Origin of the sequence: Lysinibacillus sp. IITD104, from assembly GCF_036698265.2 — a bacterium.
GTDB lineage: Bacteria > Bacillota > Bacilli > Bacillales_A > Planococcaceae > Lysinibacillus > Lysinibacillus boronitolerans.
In genome coordinates, this window is sequence record NZ_JBAHYH020000001.1 from 2,501,491 (window position 1) to 2,504,333 (window position 2,843).

Here is a 2,843-nt window from a genome sequence, read left to right on the forward strand (position 1 = left end):
GATCGGACATATGCCTTTATTTTTTAAACTCTTAACGATCCACGGAAGCCTCTTGCCGCGTAGTAGGATTCTGCCCCATTGTGGTACATAAAGACCATGTCATAGCGACGATCGCAGAAGATAGCACCGCCGAGTTTGCGAATGTTATCAGGTGTTTGTACCCAGCTTGATGTTTTTAAATCGAACTTGCCAAGCTCCTGTAGTTGGCGATATCGCTCCTCTGTTAACAGCTCTATGCCCATTTCCTTGGCAACGTCCATAGCCGTATTTTCAGGCTTGTGGTTTTTTCTAGCTTCCCACGCTTCACGGTCATAACATAAACTTCTGCGACCTTTAGGACTTTCCGCAGAACAATCGTAGAAAATGAACTCGTCCGTGTTTGCATCATAGCCAACTACATCTGGTTCACCGCCTGTTGCTTCCATTTCGTGGAGCGACCATAGTTTCTCCTTATTAGCCTCTAGCCTAACTTGGACATTTGCCCAGTCAAGCCCTTCATGACGAGATGTATTTTTCTCGAAGCGAACTTGCAAAGTATTAATTAGTTCCTCGGTTTGCTCTTGTGATAATTCTTTCGTTGACATTGTTGTCTTCCCCCTCACTTATTTAAATGACAAGCCTTCTTCTTTCAATGATGATCTCAGAATCGGTAAGGAGGCTGGTCCAATACCATGCATTTTTAAGATGTCCTTTTCCGTGTACATAGCTAGTTTTTCCAACGTATCAATACCGGCGTGCACTAATGCATTTCTTGCAGGTGAACTCAGTTTGGAAAGGAAGCCACTACTTGGTTTATTTTCCTGATCACAGGTAGGGCAGCTTGGACAATCTGTGCTTTTGTAAAATGTATGTCCTTTTTCACAAACTTTTAACCTTTTTTCTGCCAATATCATCCCTCCAAACCTTATGCTTTTGTTCATTTTATCATATTTCCTCAAAGGTATTGAAAAGGGACACTTGAATTTTTCATCAATTCACGCTCTTTTGAAGTTGGTGCCACATTTACTGACTTAGCAACTTCTTGTTTCTATCATTTAATGTTCTCCAGCGCCTCAAACAAGTCAGCTATATCTTTGCCCTCTTGTATTTCTTCATAACAAAAGAAGGAATTTTGACAGTATCGACTTGATTCTTTTTTCCTCTTCCACAGTAAAAAAATGTTCATATATACAACAAGCTCAGCCATTTTCTGAGCAAGTTGACCCTCAGATTGTGATGTTTCCTTAATCAATCTCATTCGATTTGTCACATACCAATGTCTTGCTTTTTGAGAATTAAGGCTTAAACCCTCTTGCTTCATAGCTTTGTTCAGTGTCTATACCAAGAGTTATGTGTAAGAGCAAGAAGAATCCCTTGTGAAAAAAGTTTGATCAAAAGGGATTCTTCTTTAGCAGTTTTAAGTTAGGTTATTATGAAAACGTTTGATTATTTTCTACCTGTGTTGCTCCACTATCGCGTCCGATTATTGAATATCCTTATTCGTCCCAAAAAGCCGTTAACATCTTACAGTACAGCGTTTTCTAAAATAGTAAAAGAGCTTGTATTACAATTAATTTCTGCTAATGCACCAAGAGGTAGAATGAATTTTGGTTCGGTATGTCCAAAGTTCATATTGTATAGAACTGGTGTATCCTCCAAGTTAAATTCTTTCAACACTTTTAAAATCTCTTCTTTATATTCTTCGCAATACTTTTCATCTTGTGGTTTACCAAATATAATTCCGTTTGCTTTTTGTAAAATACCTTGTACACCGTAGTTTCTCAACCAATATCTAAGTAGGTTAGGCTCCGGTTGATCTTCAGATGTTTCAAAGAAAAGAATGTAATTTTCCCAGTATTTTTCTTCAGGCCATAGCACGGTTCCTTTAGCAAACTCTAATACTTCAATGCACCCTCCTATTAAACGTCCCTGTACTATACCTTTACCTTGCAGCAATTCGTATCCTTTATTAGGTTGCATTGTGCGTTTTTGATTTTTATTTGATTCTATCCAATCTAAATGCTCACTTGTCCATTCTACAGAAGGAACAATTTCACCTATTACTTCATTAGAAAATAGCGTTTTCTGAATAGATTGAACGGTATATGAGTGCATTTCAACGTTTTCTGCAAAATCGGTTAAAATTGCTGGTCCATAAAATGAAGATATACCCGCCTTCAAACAAAATAAATGAGCAATCGTTACATCTGAGTAACCCATTAAAATTTTAGGATTTTTAGTTATCACCTCAAAATCAATGTAAGGGAGTAAACGAACACTATCATCTCCACCAATATTTGCAATAATAGCTTTAATCTTGGGGTCCTTAAAAGCCATCATTAAGTCCTCTGCACGTGCTTTTGGATTTTTGTCTAAATAATCTGCACCTTTCAAGCTATTTGGCATTGCTATAACTTTCAGTCCAAAAACCTCTTCAAGTCTTTTTACGCCTTGTTCATAACGCCATTTTAATTCTGGTTCTCCAGCACCTCCCCAAGAAGGACTAATTGTGGCGATATAATCTCCTTGCTGGAGTTTATTTGGCTTTAATAACATATAAATACACCTCAAATTAGATTTAATTTCATTTAAAAATAACATATTAATGGAAATTTTTAAATAGTCTATCATTTATGTGAAATAAGCTATTAAATCCTTGTTTGGTAACATTGCACAAAATGATTTTATTCCACAATCGCGCCCGATTGTGGAATAGAGGATATTTATCTATGCTAATTGTGGGTAGTCAAGAGGCAACCGAAGCAATACGCTACATGTCTTTTGCTCCTCTTATTGCCGGCATGCGGGAGCTAACGACAACGATCCTTTGGGCGGCTGATCAAAAAAAGGCTCCCCTAGTCGGT

Annotated in this window: 3 protein-coding genes; all 3 read right to left on the reverse strand. The window is 37.6% G+C overall.

The window, feature by feature from the left end; translation table 11 throughout:
• Nucleotides 1–23: 23 nt before the first annotated feature.
• The 3 genes from V1L66_RS12720 to V1L66_RS12730 all read right to left on the reverse strand — a co-directional run bounded on the left by V1L66_RS12720 (nt 24) and on the right by V1L66_RS12730 (nt 2,535).
• Nucleotides 24–584, reverse strand: coding sequence for a DUF4256 domain-containing protein (locus tag V1L66_RS12720; RefSeq protein ID WP_258861003.1), 561 nt, complete (start codon nt 582–584; stop codon nt 24–26).
• A gap of 18 nt (nt 585–602) precedes the next feature.
• A complete protein-coding gene (locus V1L66_RS12725; RefSeq protein WP_026023489.1) occupies nt 603–890 on the reverse strand; it encodes an RNA polymerase alpha subunit C-terminal domain-containing protein in 288 nt (95 codons plus the stop codon).
• Nucleotides 891–1,503: 613 nt separating this feature from the next.
• Nucleotides 1,504–2,535, reverse strand: a complete 1,032-nt coding sequence (locus V1L66_RS12730; protein ID WP_333006995.1) for a S66 peptidase family protein — start codon at nt 2,533–2,535, stop codon at nt 1,504–1,506.
• Nucleotides 2,536–2,843 lie beyond the last annotated feature (308 nt).

What these genes read in the sequence shown, in the direction of transcription:
- V1L66_RS12720 (WP_258861003.1), bottom strand. Translation starts at nt 584, where the DNA reads ATGTCAACGAAAGAATTATCACAAGAGCAAACCGAGGAACTAATTAAT.
- V1L66_RS12730 (WP_333006995.1), bottom strand. Translation starts at nt 2,535, where the DNA reads ATGTTATTAAAGCCAAATAAACTCCAGCAAGGAGATTATATCGCCACA.